Consider the following 22,439-nt stretch of genomic DNA (forward strand, 5'->3'; position numbering starts at 1 on the left):
ATCTCTACGGGCTGACCGAAACCTATGGTCCGGCAGTGGTCAACGACTGGCATGCAAGCTGGTCCAACCTGCCCGCTGCCCAGCAAGCCGCGCTGAAGGCGCGGCAGGGTGTGCGGTACCTTCCGCTCGAAGGTCTGGACGTGCTGGATCCGGAAACCATGATCCCCGTGCCGCGTGACGGCAAGACCATGGGCGAAGTCATGTTCCGCGGCAACGTCGTGATGAAAGGCTATTTCCGCAATCCCAAGGCAACGCAAGAGGCGCTGGCCGGTGGCTGGTTCCACTCGGGTGACCTTGGCGTGATGCATCCCGACGGCTACGTGCAGCTAAAGGACCGGTCAAAGGACATTATCATCTCTGGGGGAGAGAACATCTCCTCGATCGAGGTCGAAGAGGCGCTTTATCGCCATCCTGCCGTCGCTGTGGCCGCCGTGGTTGCCATGCCTCACGAGAAATGGGGGGAAACGCCCTGCGCCTTCGTCGAGCTCGCGCCAGGCCAACAGGCAGATGCGGACAAGCTCCGCGCCTGGTGCCGCGACCACCTTGCGCCCTACAAGGTTCCCGGGGCATTCGTCTTCATGCCGATCCCCAGGACCTCGACCGGTAAGATTCAGAAATTCGTGCTGAGAGAGAAGGTCCGCGATCTGGTTCCAGTCTGAGCCGACCATCAGGAACCTGACAGACCGGGCGCCTTGCGTTGCTTGAAACCGGCCGACCGAGGGGGCTTCGTCCGGTAGGCACACGTCACCACGGGCAGCCAGTGTCCTTGATGGCGCGTGCTGGCACCCGACGCGTTTCAATGGCCCCAAGCAGGACCGGGCGAAGGCCCGGTTTCCGCATGTTACCTCAAGGAGCGGACCATGCGCCCTCGGGTCGGTAGACGCAATCGGCCAGCGTACTGCGGTTGAGATCGGCAATGAAGGCCGCCTCGGCCTGCGCCAGTCGTCCCTTCAATCGGCAATGCGGCGTCAGGGTGCACGCGGCGCCGCCGGGTGAAAAACACTCGACTATCGCCTGGTCGGCCTCGAGACAGGCCACGACATCCCCCAAGCGTATCTCAGCTGGCGCCCGTGCCAGCATGGCGCCACCCCCGCCGCCGCGCCGCGTTTCGAGATAACCCGCCCCGGCAAGGGCAGAGATAACCTTGGCCAGGTGGTTGCGCGATACCTGGAATTCCGCAGCAAGATCAGCGGTACTCAGGGCGCGGTCAGGTACTCCCGCCAGCCGCATCAGCACGCGAAGCCCATAGTCGGTGAATGTCGTGAGACGCAAGGTCGCGCTCCTGTTTTGGTATTTACAATGCGTATTAGCTCGGGGTATTCGGCAAATCAAATACCAATTCGTTCCTGAAAAGGCGAGTCGCCATCGAAAGGACCGGCCATGAGAGTCGATGCCGCCCCCGATAAGCGGGAGGAAGCCAGCGCCCCTATCGACCGAAATCCGACAAGGTATCGCCACGGGCATCGGGCGGGTCTCGGATCTCGCGTGTCCTTGGCATGGCTGGTCAAGCAAAGGTAGACGATCATGAAGACACTGGCGGGTGTTTCGGCAGAGGGACGCGGAGCGACCGACCGTTTGCTGGCTGCCGTAGTCGCCCAGCTTCAGGTCGAAGGGATCAGGGTCGCCGGAGCCTTGCGCGCCCCGCTCACGGAAGGCGCGACAAGCCATTGCAACAGCGATTTGCACCTGCTGCCCGATGGGCCGATCGTCCGCATCACGCAGGAACTCGGCGCCGGGTCGACGGCATGCCGGATGGACGCCGGGGCGCTGGAACTGGCGGTGGGACTGGCAACCGCCCGGCTGGCGTCGGAAGGGGCCGAACTGGTTGTCCTGAACAAGTTCGGCCTCAGCGAGGCAGAGGGTCGCGGGTTCCGGGCCCTGATCGCCGAGGCCCTGTCACAGGGCGTGCCTGTGTTGATTGGTGTCTCTGACGCCCACCGAGCAGCCTTTGCAGAGTTCGCAAAAGACCTGTCGACAACCCTGCGGCCGGACGAAGACACAATTCTGGCCTGGTGCCGCGACGTGATTTCACGCGCCGCCCCTCCAGTTCGGGAGGCGTGAATGCGCAGTGCTGCTAAAGTGACCTCGACCGTTCTGGTGTCGGATGACATCCGGATAAGTCCGGGTCGGAAACGGCTGCGCCTTACCCACGTTGCCGGCCTCCTGACCGATGCCAACAGGCAGATGACCTTGGCAGGCGCAATGGCTTCCCGGCATCTCGGGGCTTGGACATGAGCGACACGAACGCATATGCCTCACCCCCCTGTATGGCGGCCGAGATCGACCCCGCCTATGTCCACCCGTTCGGGGTCAGCACGGCGCCAGCGCACGAGACCGCAAGCCCGCACCCGATGCATCCCAAGCCCGATGAGATACCGAAAGACCGGGCCGTGACGGAAACCGGCAGGCCGCAAAAAGGGAGAGCCGAGACATGACTGCCAACACAGGCACCGCCCCGCATCAACGCCTGCCCGGACAGGGCGCGGTGGCGCGGCTTTCGGCAATGCTGGTTCAACCGATCCTGTCGCGGGTAGTGCGGCGCGTCGCGGAACGTCATCCCACGCTCTTTGACAGGCTCGGACCGCATCAGACGACCGACTTTCTGATCGACCCCATTGAACTGCCTTTCGCGCTGCATCTGCGCCCCGACCCGCAGGCACTTGTCTTGCGAGCAGTCCCTCGCGATCTCGCACCAGCAGCAGGCGCGACGATCCGCGGACGGTTCATGCTGTTGCTGGAGCTGATTGATTCCGAGGAGGACGGCGATGCCGCCTTCTTCTCGCGCGATCTCGAAGTTACGTGCGACACCGAAGCGGTGGTGCGGCTGCGAAACGCGCTCGACGATGTCGACGGATCAATAGCCGAGGAAACCGCCGACATGTTCGGCGCTCCGGGTCGCGCTATCCTGACCCGGCTGCGCCGTTCCTACGCCTCGACCTGAAAGGAGACCGGCCGACCATGAGCCTTGCCGAACTGATCTGCCCCGCCGGCACGCCCGCCGCCTTGCGCACTGCTGTCGACGCCGGTGCCGATGCCGTCTATTGCGGATTTCAAGACGCCACCAATGCACGCAATTTTCCCGGTCTCAACTTTACCCCGGAAGAGCTGGCCGAGGCCGTGCGCTATGCCCATGCCAAGGGGGCGAAGGTGCTCTTGGCGCTCAACACCTATCCGCCGGCGGGCAAGGTCGACCTATGGCGTCAGGCCGCCGATACCGGTGCGCGGCTTGGGGTCGATGCATTCATCGTGGCCGATATGGGAGTGGCCGATTACATCGCGCGCACCCATCCCGACATCCGTCTGCACCTGTCGGTTCAGGCGGCGGCCTCCAGCCCCGAAGCGATCCGCTATTATTGCCAGAGTTTCGGCGTCAAGCGCGTGGTGTTGCCGCGTATCCTGACGATCCCCGAGATCCGTCAGATCCGCAAGGAAATCCCCTGCGAGATAGAGACCTTCATCTTTGGTAATCATGGGCTGATGGTCGAGGGACGTTGCAGCCTGACAAACTATCTGACCGGGCAATCGACGAACATGGACGGCGTGTGCTCGCCCGCCTCGGATGTAGAGTATCTGCGGCATGACGACGGCTCGATGTCCTCGCAACTGGCAGGCTTCACCATCGACTGCTTCGGCCCGGATGAGAAAGCGGGCTATCCCACCATCTGCAAGGGCCGCTATACGGCGCCCCACCGACCCGAGGGCTATTACGCCTTCGAGGAACCGATCAGCCTCAACCTGTCACGGCTCTTGCCCGAACTGATCGAGGCAGGCGTCCATGCGTTCAAGATCGAGGGCCGGCAGCGGTCAAAGAGCTATGTGCGCAACGTGGTGCGCGCGTTCCGCACGGCCGTCGACGACATCCGCGCCGGGCGCCAGGCGAACATCGCCGATCTGGTCGCACTGACCGAGGGGCAAAAGCAGACCCAGGGCGCCTTCGAGACAAAGAAATGGCGGTAGAGAAATGACCAAACTGACGCTCGGCCCGATTGCCTATCACTGGTCCGCCGAATGGAGGCGTGATTTCTATGCTCGTATCGCCGACGAAGCCCCGATCGACGAAGTCTATCTTGGCGAGGTCATATGTTCCAAGCGCGCGCCTTTCCACGAGGCCGACCTGCCGACAACAATCGAGCGGCTGGAACGTGCCGGCAAGACCGTGATCCTGTCCTCGCTGGCCGAGGTGATGCTGAAGCGCGAGCGCAAAGCGACCGAGGAGCTGGCTGCAATCGACACACCCGAGATCGAGATGAACAACGCCGCTGGCCTCTTTGCACGCGGCAAACGTCCCCATCGCATTGGCCCCTTTATGAACGCCTATAACGAAACCACGATCACCTGGATGGCCGGTCAGGGCGCGACGCATGTCTGTTTGCCAGCCGAAATGCCGGCCGCGGCCATCACCATTGCGACCCAGGCGGCACGCGACGCCGGGCTGGGGGTCGAGGTACAGGTGTTCGGTCGCGCCTCGCTGGCGGTCTCCGCGCGCTGCTACCACGCCCGCGCCCATGGCCGGACCAAGGACAACTGCCAGTTCATCTGCGAGGAGGATCAGGACGGCATGCCGCTGCGCACGCGCGACGGTCGGTCGATCCTGCGCGTCAACGGCATCCAGACCCAATCCGAGAGTTATGTCACCCTTCTGCCCGAAGTGGCGCAGCTGGTGGCAGACGGTGTCACCCATCTGCGCCTGATGCCGCAGGCGGTGGACATGGTCGCCGTGGCGCGGCTCTTTCGCGACGCGACCGACGATAGGCTGTCCGTGCAGGAAGCCGATGCACGCCTAGCGGCGCTGGTCGGAAACGCGGGCCTCAGCAATGGCTTCTATCATGGGGTCGCGGGCTATCGTCGGATCGCCATGGCGGCCCCTGCCTGAGCCGAAATGCACCGCCCGGTGGCCACTCCGCACCGCGTTTTGTTTCTGGCTGGCGGATTTTGGGCAATCGTCGCGGTCGGGCCGATCAGTTGGGATACGGGCATTGACCTGACACGTTCTCCCCTGGGCGATCTGGTGGCCTGGCACGCGCATGAAATGGTGTTCGGTTTCGCCTCGGCCATGTTCGCAGCTTACGCGCTGACCGCGATGACCAGTTGGTCGGCAAACGCGCGCCTTTCACCGACTGGCGTGACGATTCTTGTCGCGCTTTGGGGGCTATCGCGGCTGGCCGCCGCAGGTACGCTTGGGCAGGACCCCCGCCTGACGGTGCCTGCGGCAGCGGCGTTCATGGCATTTGTGGCGCTTCTTCTCACCCGCGCCGCCCTGCAATCGACCCGGGCAAAGGGGGCGGCACATGCGATCTTTGCGCTGGCACTGACCGCGATGCAGATCGCGGTCCTGCTCGGCGCTACAGAGAGCCAGATCCCGGTGCTTGGCCTTGCGGCTCTGTTGTCTATCGTTGGCGGGCGGATGGTAGCCGCCTTCACCTGGAACCAATTGGCCGCCACCGACGCGCAGAAACGACGTTTCGCCACGGCCAGGCTGTTCGGTTTGCCGGGAGCGGTCGCGATCCTTCTCGCGCTCTGGCTTGCCACCCGTGAAACCGCCTCTGGTTGGCGGGTTTTCTGTCTGCTGATTGCTGCTGCTAGCGAGGCGATGCGTTTCATCCTCTGGCTGGACCGAGAGGTTCTGAGGGATGGTTTGCTGGTCATGCAGCACGTGGGGTATTCTTGGCTGCCTGTAGGGCTGTGTCCGATCGCGCTCGACACCATGTCGGGTGCGGCGCTCCACGGGTTGAAGGCTGGTGCCGTTGCCTGTTCGATCTTTGCGGTGGCCACTCGGGCGGTCGCCCGTCGGGCCGACCGGCTGCGCCCGAACCTCGTCGATGGAGGAGGTTTCGCCTTGTTGTGGACGGCCGCAGCGCTCCGGGTTTTTGCCAATGTCGATACCGCGGGCCAGGCGGCCGCGCCTGTCATCTGGTGAATCGCCTGGCTGGTGTTTCTTGCCCGGCATGGAGCGGCGCTTGTCGAAACGACACCCAGACCGGTGTTCAGCGGCCCCAAGCGGCACAGGCAGCGTCAATCCGGCCGACTGGAACGGCCTGGCCACCGGATATAGGGCAGAGGCACTATGATCGAAACGAGCGAGAAAAGACGCATAGGATGCGGCAGCAGCGCGGCCTTGGACGAACGCCCCTCGCCCGAGATCCAAACGCAGGACTCCCGGCAAAAATGACGAGCGCGGCGAATGCGATGGCTAATAGGTGAACCCCGGACACCCATCATATCGGGTCGCCGAACTCGCCAATCCTTGAGCCTGCCGCATATGCCCACGAACCGGTTTCGACGCCTGTCATGGCGCAACGCGGTCTTGCGTTGCTTCCAGCCGGTTATGCAGGCGCGTATACGTTAGCCTTTCAACGCTTCCCAGCCCCAGCCGGGGTCATGTCCGCAGCCACCGAGCCGCCAATCAACGTTCGGCGCACACCGATCAATCGCTGACCCGCCCTGCGGTCACGGACACGTTCAGTGGGTAGCCCCGGCGATCCGAGATGGCGCGCAGCCTTGTGTTCATGCCGCGCGACAGAAACCTATCGGTCCGCACCCCAGTTCATGTCTGCCGGGACTGGGGCGGCGTTTGGGGGTTATGCTTCGACACTGGCAACCGCTTCGATTTCGACCATTGCGCCCGGAATGGCGAGCGCTGATGCAACGGTTGAGCGCGCGGGTAAATCCTTGCCAAATGCTTCGGCATAGGCTGCGTTGAACTCCGCGAAATTTGCGAGGTCCGTCAGCCAGACGGTGGTCTTTGCAACGTCGGCAAGGGTTGCGCCTGATTCAGCCAGCACCGCTTGAAGATTGGCGATAGCCTGGCGGGTTTGCGCGCCGACGCCGCCTTCGACCAGCTTAAAGTCGGCATCCAGGCCCAATGCACCAGAACAGAATATCAGATTTCCCACGCGTGTTGCGGGAACAAGCGGCACCGGAGCGCCATTGGGAAGGACGGGCGGAGTACCGATACGGTCAACTGCCATGGAACGCTCCTTTAGCTGAACGGGTTTTCTACCTTGGGCCAAAAATTTCCATCGCGTTTGGTGAACGGGATGATTGTCATGTCGGGCGTCACCGTTCCGGGCGTACGCACATGGATCACCTCGGGGCTGATGCGCTCGAAATTCTGGTAAAAGTGATTGGTGGATTTCGGGATCACCGCGCGCATTTCCGTCAAATCCAGCCCGAGATCAGTATAGACCGTGGGTGCAAAGTTCTGGGTGCGGATCGACGACACGATCAGATGGACACCATCTGCATCAAGCCAAACACCTGTCCCCATAGGCATGTCACTTTCGCCGAGCTTTTGCGTCATGCCCTCGCGGATGGCCCGGACGGTGACATCGAGATCGACGGCCTCGCCGGATTCCGCGCAAATCTTGCCACCTAGGCGTACACGCATCCGCGCGCCAACACCCGCATCCTGGCACATGGCCACCAAAACAGGATCCCAAAAGATGCCGTGGGCAATGTCCTTCATACCCCGCTTGAGGATTTCCTGCAGGAAATAGGTCGAGTCCGCAGGCGCGCCGCCGCCCGCATTGTCACCCATATCGGCGAGGGTGATCGGACCTTGGTTCGCAGCGGCAACGATATCGAGCGCCTGGCCGATGTCGGGGTAATCCATACGCAGGCCCTCGCGGATGTCCCAGAGCTTGTCGGCAAAATCCTTGGCCGTGGTGGCGGCTGCATCGGCGTTGCCATCGGCGATGACAAGTGTCTTTGCCCCCACATCGGCGACATCTGCCCAGGGAAAGCCGTGAGCCAGTGAAACGGACAAGATGCCATCTTTGCCCTCGGCATCCTTCATAGCCTGCACATAGCTTTGGGCCGGTTCTTTCATCGTCTCGATGATCGTCAGCATCCTGCAGTCATACGCCTGCATCACCGGCTGCGTCTTGCCCTCGGCAGCGTCGGCGGCCATCAAGAACAATTCGCGTGCACGGTCAGGCGCGTCGACATGCGGATATTCCTTGTAGTTGATGATGAGCGTGGCATTGTCGAGCATCGCTTTGGTCAGGTGGTTGTGCGGATCAAGCTCCAGCCCGATCACCTTGTTTGGCCCCATCAGCACGCGCGCCCGGGCCATCATATCTCCTTCGCAATCATCATAGCCGTCGGCCACCATCGCACCGTGCATCGACATCAAAAGCACATCGGGTTGATGCGCCTCGATGTCGGCCAGGATCTCGTCACGATAGCTCTCGTAAACCTCTCGCACGGTCGTGCCGGCAGGCTGCGCGACGGCACTGAGGCTTTCGATCACCTCCCAGCCTTTGCCCTCGGCCATGCGCCGCCATTCATGCAGTGGCGCGGTGAACAGATTGGCTGGCTGCCTGGTGGCCTCGCGTGTGACCATCGCCGCTTCAAAGGCATTTCGCCCCGTCGGCATCGGCGAGAAGGTGTTTGTTTCGGTCGCAAGGCAGGCGATGAGCAATTTCATGGCAGTCGTTCCTTGGGTCTCAGGCGAAGGGGTTTTCGACCTTCGGCCAAAAGTTTCCGTCGCGTTTGGTGAGGGGGATGGATGCAATGGCGGGCGTCACGGCACCAGGTGAGCCAACATGGATCACCTCGGCGCTGACGCGTTCGAAGTTCTGGTAGAAGTGGTTGGTGGATTTCGGGATCATGATCTTCAGATCGGCGATATCGAGCCCGAGGTCGGTAAAGACCGAGGGGGAATAGCACTGAGCGCGCTTTGACGAGAGAATGATATGCACCCCATCCGCTTCCAGCCAGACGCCGGTGCCAAGCGAGATCGACATATCGTTTACAGCCTGCGACATGTTCTCGCGAATGCCCCGCACGATCACATCAAGATCAAGCGCTTTGCCTGACGCCTCGCAGACCTTGCCGCCGAGACGCACGCGCATCTTCGCGCCGACGCCCGCGTCCTGGCACATGCCGACAAGAACCGGATCCCAGAAAAGCGCCAGCCCCACCTGTTTGAGGCCCCGCTTCAGAACTCCATGCAAGAAGAACGTCGCATCCGAAGGCGCGCCGCCGCCCGGGTTGTCGCCCATATCGGCAAGGGTGATCGGGAACACCGTTGCCTTTTCAACCCTGTCGAGCGCGGCCGGAATGTCGGGATAGTCGAGGCGCAGCCCATCTCGGATGTCCCAAAGTTTCTCAGCGAATGTCTGCGCTAGCTGCGCGGCTTTATCGGCATCGCCATCCGCAATCACCAGCATCTTCGCTCCTACATCGGCCACATCACCCCAAGGAAAGCCATGGGTGAGCGAGACAGACAGGATATTATCCTTGCCCTCGGCATCCTTCATGGCCTGGACAAAACTTCTGCCAGGCTCCGTCAGCGTTTTGATGATCGTAAGCATTCGGCAATCATGAACGCGCATAACGGGACGAGTTTTACCCGCGGCAGCATCGGCCACCATCTCGAAGAGTTCGACAGCCCGCTCCGCAGGGTCGATATGCGGGTATTCCTTGTAATTCACGATGAGCGTCGCGTTCTCAAGCATCGCCTTCGTGAGGTGATTATGCGGATCAAGCTCAAGCCCGATGACCTTGTCTGGCCCCAGAATGGCACGGGCGCGGGCCATCATATCTCCTTCACAATCGTCATAGCCCTCGGCAATCATCGCGCCGTGCATGTTGATGAGGAAGATATCAGGCTGCTCGGTCTTCAGATCGCCGAGGATTTCGTCTCGGAAACCCTCGTACACGATATGTGTGGTGATCCCCGCAGGCTGCGCCGCTGCCGTCAGGCTCTCGACGACCTTCCAGCCCCGCTCCTCGGCCATGCGGCGCCAGACATGCAGCGAGACGTTGTGCATGCGCGGCTCAGCCCGGCTCCCCTCTCGCGTCAACAGCCCCGCCTCGAAGGCAAGCTTCCCCGTGGGGATCGGCGAGAAGCTGTTAGTCTCGGTGACAAGCGAGGCGATCATCAGCTTCATGTCAATCCGCCTCGCGGCGCATCAGGGCGGTCCCCAGATTGGCCAGCAGATGCAAGAGGATCAGCCCGAACCCAACCGGTATGGCTATGGCAAAGAAGGACATCGGGATATCAAGCGTCTCCGCGCTTACGCGGGCATTGCGTGCAATGTAGCCCGAGGTCACCTTTCCGTTCAGCCCGTAGAGGCAATACCACAATATCGGAGTGATAAAGATCAATGCACCGATGGCGCGGATCACTGCAAACAGCCGCCCGATGCCATCCTCGCGCTTTCGTGCATCGGGAAACAGCGACGGATCGGCATGAATGCGAAAAGCGCAAGATGCGCCCAAAAGCCCTGCCCAGACCATGAGGTAGCGGGCCAGCTCCTCTGTCCAGGCCGGGGGTTGGTCGAGAAGATAGCGCGCTGCGGCCTGCCAGAAGGCGATCAGCACGAGCGCCGCCACCGTTAGAACCGCGCCCCAAAGCGCAACCCTGTTGAGGGAAGCCGAGATACGGTCCAGCCAAAAGATCACCGCGCGCATCAGTTCACATACCGCTCGCTGTTTTCCACGCGTCCAGCGCGCCTTCCGGCAGCGGAACCATATTGTGCAGAGGCTCACTGAGCGTTCTGAACTCGTTCCAGGCCTCTGGCGTCAGCGTGGTTACCTCGATGCCAGCCTCGCGCAGTTTGTCGAGCTCGGCCGAGCGCGTGGCAAGCCACTCGCGGTTGGCCTTTGTGGCTGCCGCGGCGGCGTCCATCACGATCTTTTGCTCTTCTTCAGAAAGGCCTTGATACCAATCTTCCGAGACGATGATCGTGCGGCTGCCAAGGCCAACCTTAGCATCCGTGAAATATTTGATGAAGCCGGTGTGGCCGAACATCAGCGGAACCATGGGTGGGTTGAGGTAGCCATCGGCAATGCCTGTCTGAAGCGCGTTTGGGACTTCGTCCCAAGCCACGATCGTGCCGTTTGTCCCCCAGAGCTTATAGACGCCGATCTGATTTTCATCGAGTGCGCGCATTCGCAGGTCGGCCATATCAGCTGCTGATTTCACGGGCTTTTTTGTGTTGAAAATCCCCGCAGCCGAGCCGAGAGCCGCCATACCGATCACGCGGACGCCTTGTGGTGTCGTGCCCGCATTGATCTTGTCGAGCATGCCATTCTCTAGGCCGCGATCAACCGTAGCCCAATCAGGGAAGAGATAGGGCAGCGTTGTCGGTATGATATGGCCGTCGAGTGCGCCGACGCCTTTCGTGTCTGAGAGCGAGACTTCCAGCAGACCCTGCTGGACCTGATCCATTTTCTCGGCTTCCCCACCCAGCGCGCCGCGCTCGTATTCCACGGCGTCCATACCGTTAGCATTCAGATACTCCGAAAAGGCATGCGCCCAGACGTATGTGCCCGAGTTTTCAAGATCGGTAGCTGAGTCGAGCGCGATCTTGACCTCTGCCGCAACGGGCGCAGCAAAGGCGACGGCCAGCGCAAGGCTTGCAGCGCTCAGGTTGATCATGAATGACATTTCATTTCCTCCTCTGTTTGCCCCGTCTCCGCCGGGGCAGGTGACTTCAGTTCCACAAGCCGAATGCACGGGGCAGAAAGAGGCTGATCTCCGGAACAAAGACCAACACCCCAAGCACAAGGATTTCAACGATGACAAACGGGATGACCGCGCGGGCGAGCTGCCAATAGTTCAGCCCGGTGACAGTCGAGACGATCAGCAGACACCCGCCCATCGGCGGTGAGACGAGGCCGATGGTCAGGTTGAAACAGATCACAATACCCAGGTGAACGGGGTCGGCTCCGTTCGCCAGCGCAACGGGCGCGATAAGCGGCACCAGCAACGCCAACGCCATCGGGATATCAAGAAACATGCCTGCAAGGATGAAAAGCACGTTCATCGCCAGCATGAAGCCCACAGGCCCCAACCCCAACTCGGTGATCGACGCCGAGATCGCCTGTGGCACTTTTTCAAGCGAAGCCAGATGCCCAAAGGCCGCCACAGCGCTTAGAACGATAAAGATCGAACCGGTCAGCATGGCGGTGCGGCGCAGGCTTTCAAGGACGTCATCCACCTTCAGGCCCTCATAGAAGAGGGCGGCCAGGGCAGCGACAATGACGGCGACAGCAGCCGCTTCGGTCGGGGTCATCCAGCCCAACACGATGCCGCCCACGATGATTACAGGCAACAGTAAGGCAGGCAGCGCACGCGCGATGGCGGGCAAGACGGGCGGAGCCTCGCCCTTTTGGATACGCGGGTGGTCATCGCGAATGGCGAAAAATGCGTTCATCGCAAAAAGAGCGACCGCCAACAGCAGCCCCGGCAAAATGCCCGCAACAAACAGCGCCGCGACAGAGGTTTGCATGATCGCACCGTAAAAGATCAGGATGATCGAGGGGGGCACAATCGGTCCGATAATCGAGGAAACCGCGGTGATCGTCCCGGCATAAAGACGGGTATAGCCACGCTGCTCCATTGCCGGGACCAAAGTGTTTGACAGCGAGGCCGCATCCGCCACGGCGGAGCCACTGATACCCGCGAAGAACACTGAGGTCATGATGTTTACATGGCCCAACCCGCCGCGAATGCGCCCGACGATGGCCATCGATACGTCGATCAGCGCCTTGGTCACGCCGCCACGGTTCATCAACTCGCCCGCAAGTATGAACAGCGGCATCGATAACAGAGCGAAAACGCTGATCTGCGAAAAGACCTTTTGAGGCAGGATCGCAAGATAACGGGCGTTGTCTGTCAGAATGAAAGACACAACCGCTGCGCCGCCGACGACATAGGCAAGCCCAAGACCCGAGGCCAGTAGCACCGCCAAAAAGATAGGGACAAGCCACATCACGCGCCGATCCCCATGCGATTAGGCCGGATCGTTGACGGGTCCAGCCTTTCGGCCAGAACATGCGCCGGGATTGGTTGGCCCAAAACTTCGGCCGCAGCAAATTGCGCAAGCCCCGGCGCCGACTGGATGCCATATCCGCCTTGGCCCGCCAGCCAATAAAATCCGTCTGCCCGCTCGGAAAAGCCCGCCACAGGGCATTTGTCGGCCACGAAACTCCGAAGACCCGCCCAAGAGCTCTCAATCCGTCTGACAGATAGGTTGAACGCGCGCTCGATCCGATCGACGCAGATTGCGATGTCCATCTCATCCGGCTGCACGTCGCAGGGCGGCTCGGGGTCTTCGTTGGCAGGAGAGATCAGCAGCTTGCCTGCATCAGGCTTGAGATAAAACTGCTCGTCAACGTCCACGACGAGCGGCATGCCCCTTACGTCAAATCCTTCTGGCGCGTCGATAATCAGCGCCGTGCGCCGTTTGGGTACAAGCCCGATCCGCTCGGCACCGGCCATCTGACCGACCTCATCGGCCCATGCGCCCGCTGCGTTGACGGCAATACCTGCCGAGAGGTCGTGCTGGCCTGCTTTGATCCGCCAGATCGCGCCTTCGCGGGCAATTTCGGCGACGGCTGCATTTGTCAGCAACGTGCCTCCACGTGCCTTGAACTGTCGCAAATATCCCTGATGCAGCGCCGCCACATCAATCTCAGAAGTGCCGCTATCCCACATGGCGCCATAGGCGTAGTCATTGCGCAAGAGCGGCAATTTCTGACCAAGTTCATCGCCACCCAACCGACGCACGGTCGAGGCATCGGCTAAATCGGCTTGCATTGCATCAAGCGCGGCGGCCTGATCTGCACGGGCCACAAATGCGGCATCAATCGGCGTCAAAAGCGGGTGATCGCAGAACCCTTCTGGCGGGTGTTTGAAAAACTCCAGCGAAGCGCGGGTCAAGGCGCGGATCGGCTGAGGGCCATAGATCGGCGAATAAACCGCCGCGGAACGCCCCGTGGTGTGATATCCGGGTTGGTTTTCCTGCTCGATCAGAACGACACGCGCAGAGGCCGAAAGCTCGGTCGCGACAGAGGCTCCTGCGATACCGGCGCCAATGACGGCGATTTCAAATGTGTGCTTGCTGACTGACAAATCCTGACCCTGGCTTGGAATCGTTTTCTTTTGCTTGGAAAGAAGGGTACAATATTTTCCAATCGGAAAACAGTGAAATTTTCCAATAGGAAAAACATGCAGAAACTACTCAAAAGCCTTGAACCGAACGCAACGGCCACCGAGACCGATCTTGGAGCGCGCGTGCGGGAGATCCGAAAGGCGCGGAAATGGACCTTGAAAGAGGTGGCCGAACGGACCGGCCTTGCCATTTCAACGATTTCCAAGATGGAGCGAGGCGAAATTTCCCTGACCTATGATAGGTTCATGCGTCTTGCCCAAGGGCTTGGTCTCGATGTGGGCGAACTGTTTGACTCTCAAGCAGAAGGCTTTGCGCATGGGACGGTATCGGTCACGCGCGCAGGTGAAGCGCCTTTGCACCGCTCGGCGACATATGACTACGACATGCTCGCCTCGGACGTGACAGGCAAGCATATGGTACCAATGGTTGGCCACATCAAAGCCCATAGTTTTGAGGCGTTCGAAGATTTTATTTCCCACCCGGGCGAAGAGTTCATCTACGTCATTGACGGGGCAGTTACGGTCCATCTTAAAGGGAGGGCGCCTGTCGTGCTGGAAAAAGGCGATAGCATCTATTTCGACAGCGGCCTCGGCCACGCCTATGTCTCGACGGGCGAGGCGGACGCGACGGTCTTGGGTGTCTGCTGGAAACCAGGATAGTCTTTCGTTTCTCCGCTATCCCCTGGGGGCGGGTCATGGCGCAGTTCGGATACCATGGAATACGCAAGCTTGAAGCGGTTGAATTAGCACATCGACCGCCGCCTGTTTGAGTCCGTCGGGAGCATTCCACCACCAGCGGCCAAAGCAAACTACTTTGCGACTCCGGCGAGCTCAGATGTGTGCGTGAATAAGATCAAGTAGCCTCCGGCAAACCGGTTCGACCCGACATGCCCTCCGCATTGAAACATTTCCGGCGCGGGTCCATTCTAAAACGTTGCTGGTAACGTTGTGGCTGGTTTTCGGGAGAGGCCTGATGGTTCTGTTTTACTTGGTCGGAGTGAGAGGATTCGAACATCCGGCCCCTGCCTCCCGAAGGCGAGTGCCCGGTGCGAAAGCCCAAAAATAAAGACTATTGGTGTGGTTTGAAGTGCCTCAATGACCTTCTGATGCGGCATAGCGTTGCGGTTTCATTGCGGACATATTTCGACTATCCCGACTGAACGCGTTCCAGCAGGCGCCGGGTTTCCAGCATTCGCTCGTAGCTGGCCCCGATCCTTTCGCGCCATTTCGGTCACACGATTCGAATTTCGGTTTCCCACTGGGAGATCGGACGCCCACAATGACCCCGGTCAATGCCTAGGTAAAAAACTAAGTCATAGGCTCCCAGGCGGGCAAACGCCGGGGGCACCATGACCGATAACATCATCGACGTTAAACGCATCCAGAAAAGGGCAGCCGAGAACCGGAGCGAGCTCGGCAGGCTTGGTTTCGCCGTTCTGTTCCTTGTTCTCATCATGATCTTTTCGACCACCGTCATGGGGGAAACACGGGGCAGTGTCCTGTTGGTTGCGGCCGCCACCATCGGTGGCTACATGGCGATGAACATCGGCGCCAACGACGTTGCCAACAATGTCGGCCCGGCTGTGGGTTCTCGTGCCATCACCCTGACCGGCGCAATCCTGATCGCCATGTTCTTCGAGGCGGGCGGCGCGCTGATCGCCGGGGGCGACGTGGTGGGCACGATCAAGAGCGGTATCATCTCGCCGGACGCGGTGCACAGCGCGGAGGAATTCATCTGGCTGATGATGGCTGCGCTGCTAGCCGCGGCGCTGTGGCTGAACTTTGCCACTGCGGTTGGCGCTCCGGTGTCGACCACCCATGCCATCGTCGGCGGTGTGCTGGGTGCCGGTATAGCGGCGGGCGGCATGGCCATCGCCGATTGGGGCCAGGTGGGCCAGATCGTCGCCAGTTGGATCATCTCGCCGATGCTGGGCGGGCTGATCGCCGCTGCCTTCCTGTTCCTGATCAAGCGCACGGTGAACTACCAAACGGACGTTATCGCCGCCGGTCGCCGTATCGTGCCGCTGCTGATCGGGTTGATGGGCTGGGCCTTTGCAACTTACCTGTTGCTCAAAGGGGTCAAGAAAATCGTCAAGGTCGATTTCCTGCCTGCCCTTGCAATCGGCTTGGCGATCGGCATGGCGATCATGCTGTTCGCGCGCTGGCGCGTGAACAAGTTGGCCGAAAGCCTGCCCAATTCAAAGGACAGCATCAACGACCTCTTCACAATCCCGTTGATCTTTGCTGCCGCGCTGCTCAGCTTTGCCCATGGAGCCAATGACGTGGCCAATGCCGTCGGCCCGCTGGCCGGCATCGTCGATGCGCTGCAAACCGGGATGGTCTCGACCAAGGCGACGATTCCGCTTTGGGTGATGGCAATCGGCGCGCTTGGTATCGCTGTCGGTCTTGGCCTGTTCGGTCCGCGCCTGATCCGCACCGTTGGCACTGAGATCACAGAACTGGACAAGACCAGGGCCTTCTGCATCGCCCTGTCGGCGGCCATCACCGTGATCGTCGCTTCGCAGTTGGGCCTGCCGGTCAGCTCCACCCATATCGCGGTCGGAGGGGTGTTCGGAGTGGGTTTCCTGCGTGAATACCTCAAGCGGAACTACGCCATGATGGTGGCTGAAATCCGTCTCCACCACCGCGATGACCGTCCCGAAGAGGTCGAAGCCTTTATCGCCCGGTTCGAAGCCGCGACGATCCCGGAACGGACGATCATGTTGCGCGAGATGAAAGCCAAGAAATCCGGTGCCGAGATCACCTCGGCCGAACGCAAGGGGCTGAACAGGATCCATCGGGTCGAGTTGGTCCGCCGCGGGCTGGTCTACAAGATCGCCGCCGCTTGGATCATCACCGTGCCGGTTTCGGGGCTGCTTTCCGCGATGTTCTACTTCACGCTACGCGGCATGCTATTGCCATGATGGGCAGCGACCAGACGACGAAGGAGACAGCAATGCCGGACGAAGCAGACCCCGCCGGACCTGCACCGGTCCTGATCGCGGTGGACTTCTCACGCGACAGCGATGCCGCGATCGACTGGGGGCTTGCCTACGCCGCGCTGGCCAAGCTGCCGGTGATCCTGTTCCACGCCATCCATGACAGCGCCGAGGCGCCGGGGTTCTACACCCGCAAGGACGAACCCGGTCTGGTCATGATCTCGGAGGTCGCCGAGGAAATGATGGCGGCGCAGTTGAAAGAGATCGCGCCGATGCTGAAGGGACGCGGCGCCCCGAAGGTGACGACCGAGATGGTCGAAGGCCTGCCCGCCGGCCGCATCGTCGAGACCGCAGTTGCGCGCGGCTGCGAACTGATCGTGATCGGCTCGCGCGGTCGAACGCGGGTTCAGTCCCTGCTGATGGGCTCTGTGGCTGAAACCGTCGTTCATAAGGCGCCCATGCCGGTGGTGGTGGTCAAGGCGCGGCGCCCGAACGTCGATATTCCGGCCCTTTCTGAACCAGACGAAACATCCCAAGCCGGCACAGATGATGACCGCTGAGTTCGACGCCACCACCCTGGCCATCGGCCTGCTTGGTGGCCTGGCGCTTTTCCTGTTCGGCATGGACATCATGACCGACGCGCTGAAACGTGCCGCCGGCAGCTACATGAAGGACATCCTCGCCCGGCTTACGCGCAACCGGTTCATGGGCGTGGCTGTCGGTGCAGTGACGACGGCGATCGTCAACTCGTCCTCGGTGACAACCGTCATCCTGGTCGGCTTCATCTCGGCCGGGCTGATGTCGATGGCGCAAAGCGTGAGCGTCATAATGGGCGCCAACATCGGTTCGACCATCACCGCCCAGCTTCTGGCTTTCAAGGTCTCGGCCATCGCCCTGCCGGCGATAACAATCGGTTTTGCCATTTCCTTTCTGTCGCCGCGCGAAAACTGGCGCCAGTATGGTCGCATGATCCTGGGCTTTGGCCTGGTGTTTTACGGTATGAGCGTGATGTCCGACGCGATGCGTCCGCTGCGCAGCTACGAGCCTTTCCTGGAGATGCTTGCCCACCTCGACAACGTCTGGGCCGGGGTTCTGGCCGGAGCGCTGTTCACCGCAGTGATCCAGTCCTCGGCGGCGACCACCGGCATCATCATTGTCATGGCCGGTCAGAGCTTGCTTAGTCTCGAAACTGCCATCGCTGTCGCACTGGGGGCAAATATCGGCACCTGCATGACTGCCTGGCTGGCGGTGATCGGCAAGCCGCGCGAGGCGGTGCGCACCGCCGTGGTGCACTTGCTGTTCAACGTGATCGGGGTGCTGATCTGGATCTTCCTGATCCCGGTCCTGGCCGATCTGGTGCGCGCCATCTCTCCCGTCGCGGATCACCTGCAGGGCGCCGCCCGCGACGCCGCCGAGGCGCCACGCCAGATCGCCAATGCGCATACCATCTTCAACGTCGTCAATACCGCTCTGCTGATCGGCTTCACCACCCAGATTGCGCGGCTGGTTGAATGGATGGTTCCGGACAAGCCGGTGCAGGAGGACGAGGATGCAACGCCGAGGTTCCTTGATCCGTTCCTGCTATCCACCCCGGCGATCGCACTGGAACATGTCCGGTTCGAGACAGAGCGCATGGGCAGGCAGGTGATCGATCTGCTGAAGGACGGTTTCGCGGCCGCGACCGCAAACGATACCGCCGGTCTGACCGACCTGACCCGCCGCGACCAGTCGATCGACGCGCTGCACAAGGCAATCGTGACCTATCTGGGCGCTCTGAGCACTGGTTCTCTGTCGGAACGCGAGGGGGCCGAGGTATTGTCGCTGCTCGGAATCGCCAACCAACTTGAATATGTCGGTGACCGCGTCGCCAACGACATCGCCCTCAGCACCCGCAAGCGCATCGACGAAGGGGTGAAATCCGACCCCAAGCGCGTCGCGCGCCTGAAGAAGATTCACGAAAGCGTCACCACGGCGCTGTCGGATTCGATACAGAGCATGGTCCGGCAGGATGCCGAGCTCGCCGCTGAAGTGCGCAATCGCAAGGTCGGGTTAAACCGGTTACGTCAGGAAATCGAAAGCAAGAGTATCGGGCTTCTGACCGGCGAACCGTCGGGGCTGGGTGCCTATATCCGCGAGATCGAACTGGTGGAAATCCTTGATTCGATCTTCCGCACCGCCCGGTCCATTGCCAAGACCGTTATTAGCGACACAAGTGAGCCCGTCGAGGACTCGGCAACCGAGACCGAGGCAGCCTGACGGGCAATACCGATAGCATTGTCTCGCTTTCCGGGCAGGTTGACGGCAGAGAAAGACTCCATGCAGGACAAGCATATTTGGCCGTCAGGCAGCACTTCGAGCTGTCGCGGATTTCTCGTGGCTTGGTCCTGCAGCAACCTTATGGGATCGTGATGGACGGCATGCGCGATGGACGAGTGTCGCTGGAACATGAAACGATTCCTATGTTCAACAGAAGTAAATGATGTTGGGCATTGAGCGCTTCCCGCCACGCGTCCCCAATCAAGCCATCGCTATAGCTAAGACATGCAGCACATGCTGCGTCACTCTTGCGAGGATAGCGATGACCAAGAAACCGCACGCAGACACCCGGATGGCGACATACGTCGAGCGCCGGATACTCGAACTAAAACCGAAGAAGACACAGGCCGAGATCGCCGCCGCGACCGGCTTCCCGAACCCCAACATGATCACCATGATCAAGCAGGGGATCTCCAAGGTGGCGCTGGATCGCGTGCCGGCGCTGGCACGGGCACTGGAGTGCGACCCGGCCTTTCTGATGCGGCTCGCCCTGGAGCAGTCAATAGGGCGCACGGCGGCCGAGGCGGTTGTGGAGATCTTCGGCGATCCTGTCACCATGAACGAACGCGGCTGGATCGAGGCAATCCGCGCGGCTTCGAACAACACCGATCCCCGGCTGACCAGCAGGTCGCAGGCAGCCATTCAGGCGATCTTCGGGAGATGAGCGTGATGGACGAGACAAGCGACCTGGCCCCCAACGAACGCGCCTGGCTGCGCTTCCTGCGCGAGGTGAGCGACGGGAGCGACCCGAGGCCCACCCTGCGCCGGGTGCAGCTCCTGCGGCGCCTCTGTGCGCTTCGGGGCACTTGATGAAGCAGGTATAGTGGTGCCGAGGAATGGCTGAGGTGCTGTGGTTCGCCGGGTCCCAACAACGTCCGCCACCATGACTGATAGACCAATCATTGGGTCTACTTAGGTTGGCGTCGGACAACCCCGGCTAGGGTCCAAGTAAACCACGCGTCCACGAATTCACCTCAAAATCAGGTTCAGGGTATGCTTAAAGTCTCCCAATAGTTGACGGATCAAGCCAGAAAACCGTTGTTTCGGGTGGCATGTAGACCCTCCGATAATCAGAGGCCCAAGAATACAAGGGTCTTGCGGAGCCGCGCAGTGACACTCAGGTGTCATTACCACGCGCCGCGCTCCATAAGTCGCGTAGAGAGGCAAGACAATAAAGAACGCAGATCGCGCCCTGCGATGCGCACAGAGCGCCTGAGAGCACATGATGCCTATGTCGCGATCACACGTCTGAAGGCAAGAATAGCACCGACTGCTTCAAGACAGGTCGGTCAAGCGCATGTATCGATGTGTTGCCTCTTTCAACGCAGCCCTGAGCGAATGGTCTCGCGTCGAGAAAACGTGATAGTCGTTGACAAGGTCATTCTGAAGTGCACCGACGATGAGCTGAAAACAAAAGCTCAGTCTTTCCTTGGTCTCTTCCGGGGTGAAAGCAGGAAACAGTGTTGCACAGGCGCGGCGATAATTTCGCATGATCTCGCGCGCGCTGTCGCGCATTGGGGCCCACGGGTCATCGGGTTCGAGAATGCGCAGCAAGGATTCGCGAAGCACACCACGGACCGGTCCGGTGAAGAGATCGGCCATCAGGTCGACCAAGGCATCGAGCGCTTCGCTGGGTTCCATTTCGTAGAGTTTATCCACGTTGACGCGCGCGTGGATTTCCGAATTGCAGAGTTGGATTGCCGTTGCACGCAAGGCGCGAAAGTAGGCTTCCTTATCCTCAAAGCGGGTGTAAAAACTGCCCACAGATTGGCCACACTCTTCCGCAAGGTCCGAAATCTTCAGGTCGTTAAACCTGTTGCTGTTCAATAGCTTAAAGCCCGCCTCGATGTAAGCATCGCGGATTCGGCGACTGCGCGCCTGTTTGGCCGGGAGAACGCCGGGGATGTCGTCATCCATCAATAACGCGTCGATATCCATGGCATTCCTTGTTGTCGGGGTCGCTCCCTGCTTGATTTAAGCGTGTCGCGTCGCTCTGTCAAAGCGACGCGCAGGTTCGTCATCTCACAAAGAACAGTGCCGTCTGGGGCACGAACGTGACAACCACGAGCACCGCGAGGATGAGCGCGATGAACGGCAATACCGCGCGGCAGATCTCGATGAAGTTTTCTCGGAAGGCGGTCATCGCCACGATAAGGTTAAGTCCAAGGGGCGGCGTAAGGAAGCCAATCTCTAGGTTGATCACCATGATCACGCCGAAATGCACCGGGTTGATGCCATAAGCCACTGCCGGCACCATCAGGAGAGGACCCAGGATCAGGATTGCCGAGATCACGTCGAACAGGCAGCCCACGATCAGCAAGAGCACGTTGACGGCCAGCAGGAAGGCGATTTTGTCGTCGGTGACAGACGTGATCCACATCGCCAGTTGGTCGGGGATTTCCTCGATCGTCAGAATGGTCTTGAGGCTCAGCGCGACGGCCACGATCGGGAACAGCATCCCCAGCAACTTCGCCGTGTCCACGCATGTGTGGTAAAAGTCGATTGGCTTCAGTTCGCGGTGAATGAAGATCTCGACGAAGAGCGCATAGACCAGTGCCACCGCAGCCGCTTCGGTGGCCGAGAAATAGCCCGAGTAGATCCCACCCAGCAGGATCACCGGCAGCAGCGCCGACCAGCCGCCGCGTCTCAGGGCGGTGGTAAACTCACGCAGGTCGAAGGGTTGAGCAGGCATCTTTCGGTTGACCCAGTAGGAATAGCCGGCCAGCACGCCCGCTATCATCAGCCCTGGAATGATCCCGGCAAGGAACAGATCGGCGATGCTCTGCTCATTGACGATGCCATAGAGGATGAGGGGGATGGACGGCGGAATGATGATGCCCAGCGTTCCACCAGAGGTCAGTGCGCCGAGCGAGAAGCGCTTGGAATAGCCGTTTTCCAGGAGCGCAGGGTAAAGGATCGTGCCCACCGCCAGGAGTGTGACCGGCGATGAGCCGGAGATGGCGGCGAAGATTGCGCAGCTGAGGATCGTGGCAACGGCGAGACCGCCGGGAATGGGGCGTGTAACGCTGATTGCCAGGTCGATCAGGCGGCGCGCGATGGAGCCGCGGGTCATGATCGAGCCAGCGAGAAGGAACATCGGGATCGCCAGCAAAAGCGCATTGTCCAAGCTTATCCAGATATCCTCGGCCAAATATTCGAGGTGTCCGTCGCCCCAGACAAGGTGAACATAGGCCGCCGAAGCCAGAAGGATGACGATGATGTTCTGCCTGAACGCCAAAAGCGCCAGAACCATCAAAAGAAGAAGAACAGCATACATG

The 22,439-nt window shown here is 60.7% G+C and carries 23 protein-coding genes; 13 read left to right on the forward strand and 10 right to left on the reverse strand.

The genetic code is table 11. The annotated features are described in order from the left end of the window. The coding region (locus AC2FL1_RS18965; protein WP_496877951.1) for an AMP-binding enzyme at positions 1 to 659 on the forward strand (659 nt) is incomplete at its 5' end. A gap of 187 nt (positions 660 to 846) precedes the next feature. Here AC2FL1_RS18965 and AC2FL1_RS18970 read toward each other — a convergent pair. Further along, a complete protein-coding gene (locus AC2FL1_RS18970) occupies positions 847 to 1,272 on the reverse strand; it encodes an RrF2 family transcriptional regulator (RefSeq protein ID WP_496877952.1) in 426 nt (141 codons plus the stop codon). A 252-nt stretch (positions 1,273 to 1,524) separates the two neighbouring features. Between AC2FL1_RS18970 and AC2FL1_RS18975 the strand changes: the two genes are divergently transcribed. The 6 genes from AC2FL1_RS18975 (at position 1,525) to AC2FL1_RS19000 (ending at position 5,917) form a co-directional block, all read left to right on the forward strand. Beyond that, on the forward strand, positions 1,525 to 2,061 hold the full coding sequence (locus AC2FL1_RS18975) for a DUF2478 domain-containing protein (RefSeq protein WP_496877953.1): 537 nt from the start codon (positions 1,525 to 1,527) through the stop codon (positions 2,059 to 2,061). A gap of 170 nt (positions 2,062 to 2,231) precedes the next feature. Next, positions 2,232 to 2,435: a hypothetical protein gene (locus AC2FL1_RS18980; protein ID WP_496877954.1), complete on the forward strand. Its 204-nt coding sequence runs from the start codon at positions 2,232 to 2,234 to the stop codon at positions 2,433 to 2,435. Beyond that, entirely contained in the window at positions 2,432 to 2,941 is a 510-nt protein-coding gene (gene ubiT / locus AC2FL1_RS18985) for a ubiquinone anaerobic biosynthesis accessory factor UbiT (RefSeq protein ID WP_496877955.1), read from the forward strand. Before AC2FL1_RS18980 ends, ubiT begins: the two co-directional genes overlap by 4 nt. A 17-nt stretch (positions 2,942 to 2,958) precedes the next feature. Then, positions 2,959 to 3,957, forward strand: a complete 999-nt coding sequence (ubiU, locus tag AC2FL1_RS18990; RefSeq protein ID WP_496877956.1) for a ubiquinone anaerobic biosynthesis protein UbiU — start codon at positions 2,959 to 2,961, stop codon at positions 3,955 to 3,957. Between the two features lie 4 nt (positions 3,958 to 3,961). Beyond that, complete coding sequence (gene ubiV / locus AC2FL1_RS18995; RefSeq protein WP_496877957.1) at positions 3,962 to 4,873, forward strand: ubiquinone anaerobic biosynthesis protein UbiV; 912 nt, start codon at positions 3,962 to 3,964, stop codon at positions 4,871 to 4,873. A gap of 6 nt (positions 4,874 to 4,879) precedes the next feature. Then, positions 4,880 to 5,917 (forward strand): NnrS family protein, encoded by a 1,038-nt coding sequence (locus tag AC2FL1_RS19000; protein ID WP_496877958.1) that lies wholly within the window; start codon positions 4,880 to 4,882, stop codon positions 5,915 to 5,917. 661 nt (positions 5,918 to 6,578) lie between these two features. Here AC2FL1_RS19000 and AC2FL1_RS19005 read toward each other — a convergent pair. The 7 genes from AC2FL1_RS19005 to AC2FL1_RS19035 are packed head-to-tail and all read right to left on the reverse strand — an operon-like array spanning position 6,579 to position 13,867. Next, on the reverse strand, positions 6,579 to 6,968 hold the full coding sequence (locus AC2FL1_RS19005) for a RidA family protein (protein ID WP_496877959.1): 390 nt from the start codon (positions 6,966 to 6,968) through the stop codon (positions 6,579 to 6,581). A gap of 11 nt (positions 6,969 to 6,979) precedes the next feature. After that, positions 6,980 to 8,428 (reverse strand): M81 family metallopeptidase, encoded by a 1,449-nt coding sequence (locus AC2FL1_RS19010; RefSeq protein ID WP_496877960.1) that lies wholly within the window; start codon positions 8,426 to 8,428, stop codon positions 6,980 to 6,982. 19 nt (positions 8,429 to 8,447) lie between these two features. Then, positions 8,448 to 9,896 (reverse strand): M81 family metallopeptidase, encoded by a 1,449-nt coding sequence (locus tag AC2FL1_RS19015; RefSeq protein ID WP_496877961.1) that lies wholly within the window; start codon positions 9,894 to 9,896, stop codon positions 8,448 to 8,450. A 1-nt stretch (position 9,897) separates the two neighbouring features. After that, a complete protein-coding gene (locus tag AC2FL1_RS19020) occupies positions 9,898 to 10,419 on the reverse strand; it encodes a TRAP transporter small permease (RefSeq protein WP_496828410.1) in 522 nt (173 codons plus the stop codon). Positions 10,420 to 10,423: 4 nt separating this feature from the next. Further along, positions 10,424 to 11,398, reverse strand: a complete 975-nt coding sequence (locus AC2FL1_RS19025) for a TRAP transporter substrate-binding protein (protein ID WP_496877962.1) — start codon at positions 11,396 to 11,398, stop codon at positions 10,424 to 10,426. A gap of 46 nt (positions 11,399 to 11,444) precedes the next feature. Continuing rightward, positions 11,445 to 12,725, reverse strand: coding sequence for a TRAP transporter large permease (locus AC2FL1_RS19030; RefSeq protein ID WP_496877963.1), 1,281 nt, complete (start codon positions 12,723 to 12,725; stop codon positions 11,445 to 11,447). Further along, positions 12,725 to 13,867: an NAD(P)/FAD-dependent oxidoreductase gene (locus AC2FL1_RS19035; RefSeq protein WP_496828416.1), complete on the reverse strand. Its 1,143-nt coding sequence runs from the start codon at positions 13,865 to 13,867 to the stop codon at positions 12,725 to 12,727. Before AC2FL1_RS19035 ends, AC2FL1_RS19030 begins: the two co-directional genes overlap by 1 nt. Positions 13,868 to 13,963: 96 nt before the next feature. Here AC2FL1_RS19035 and AC2FL1_RS19040 point away from each other — a divergent pair, with 96 nt between their 5' ends. The 6 genes from AC2FL1_RS19040 to AC2FL1_RS19065 all read left to right on the forward strand — a co-directional run bounded on the left by AC2FL1_RS19040 (position 13,964) and on the right by AC2FL1_RS19065 (position 19,971). Further along, positions 13,964 to 14,566, forward strand: a complete 603-nt coding sequence (locus AC2FL1_RS19040) for a helix-turn-helix domain-containing protein (protein WP_234219897.1) — start codon at positions 13,964 to 13,966, stop codon at positions 14,564 to 14,566. 689 nt (positions 14,567 to 15,255) lie between these two features. Beyond that, complete coding sequence (locus AC2FL1_RS19045; protein ID WP_496877964.1) at positions 15,256 to 16,830, forward strand: inorganic phosphate transporter; 1,575 nt, start codon at positions 15,256 to 15,258, stop codon at positions 16,828 to 16,830. A gap of 32 nt (positions 16,831 to 16,862) precedes the next feature. Next, positions 16,863 to 17,405 (forward strand): universal stress protein, encoded by a 543-nt coding sequence (locus tag AC2FL1_RS19050; protein ID WP_496877965.1) that lies wholly within the window; start codon positions 16,863 to 16,865, stop codon positions 17,403 to 17,405. Further along, positions 17,395 to 19,101: a Na/Pi cotransporter family protein gene (locus tag AC2FL1_RS19055; RefSeq protein WP_496877966.1), complete on the forward strand. Its 1,707-nt coding sequence runs from the start codon at positions 17,395 to 17,397 to the stop codon at positions 19,099 to 19,101. Before AC2FL1_RS19050 ends, AC2FL1_RS19055 begins: the two co-directional genes overlap by 11 nt. A 322-nt stretch (positions 19,102 to 19,423) precedes the next feature. Then, complete coding sequence (locus AC2FL1_RS19060) at positions 19,424 to 19,825, forward strand: helix-turn-helix domain-containing protein (RefSeq protein ID WP_496877967.1); 402 nt, start codon at positions 19,424 to 19,426, stop codon at positions 19,823 to 19,825. A gap of 5 nt (positions 19,826 to 19,830) precedes the next feature. After that, the gene (locus tag AC2FL1_RS19065; protein WP_496877968.1) at positions 19,831 to 19,971 is read left to right on the forward strand and encodes a hypothetical protein; all 141 of its coding nucleotides are present in this window, start codon (positions 19,831 to 19,833) and stop codon (positions 19,969 to 19,971) included. A gap of 465 nt (positions 19,972 to 20,436) precedes the next feature. Here the strand turns inward: AC2FL1_RS19065 and AC2FL1_RS19070 are convergent, their stop codons facing one another. After that, on the reverse strand, positions 20,437 to 21,099 hold the full coding sequence (locus tag AC2FL1_RS19070; protein WP_496877969.1) for a TetR/AcrR family transcriptional regulator: 663 nt from the start codon (positions 21,097 to 21,099) through the stop codon (positions 20,437 to 20,439). Between the two features lie 79 nt (positions 21,100 to 21,178). Then, a complete protein-coding gene (locus AC2FL1_RS19075) occupies positions 21,179 to 22,438 on the reverse strand; it encodes a TRAP transporter large permease (RefSeq protein WP_496877970.1) in 1,260 nt (419 codons plus the stop codon). Position 22,439 lies beyond the last annotated feature (1 nt).

Source organism: Ruegeria sp. YKSF070, assembly GCF_059612725.1.